General features: G+C 52.3%; 2 protein-coding genes. Both read left to right on the top strand.

The genetic code is table 11. From position 1 onward, the window contains the following. On the top strand, positions 1–180 hold a 180-nt coding region (locus tag AC3XQU_RS22990), incomplete at its 5' end, for a hypothetical protein (RefSeq protein WP_489876475.1). Between the two features lie 56 nt (positions 181–236). Continuing rightward, positions 237–430, top strand: a 194-nt coding sequence (locus tag AC3XQU_RS22985; RefSeq protein WP_489876474.1) for a hypothetical protein, incomplete at its 3' end; no start/stop codon positions are given.

The raw sequence follows: 430 nt of genomic DNA, 5'->3' as shown, positions 1-430 counted from the left end.
GCACTGGATCACGCGCACGACCACTTAAACACTCTGCTTGAATCGTCCGGAGTGGAGGTGCCTGAGCTTGCTCTGGCTTTGTCCGGGGTGAACCGCTTGTTGGACAAGGTTCGCAAAGCTCAGCGTTCAAGCAAGCGGCGTGAAGTGATAGCGCAAGCTCTCAAGCTGGCAGAAGATTAAGGCTTCGGCAGTATGAACAGGCCACATTCGGCCTTCAGGATCGAGCAGGGGAAGACATGAAAGTCAGCGATGAAGTTACCAACCAAATTTGCTCCGCTATCCCAGGTGTTACGCCAAAAATATTGGATTCCGTATTCACCACGGCAGGGCAGGACAGTCAGCTTCTTTTCGTCCAGGGCGAAGGGGAGCAGATCGTCGATGGAAAGTCGAAATATCCTGACTATCTACAAGTTGAAATTGGCAGCGCTCA

This window comes from Telluria sp. AZSoR62, from assembly GCF_058111565.1.
This window is presented reverse-complemented; position numbering and strand designations above follow the sequence as displayed.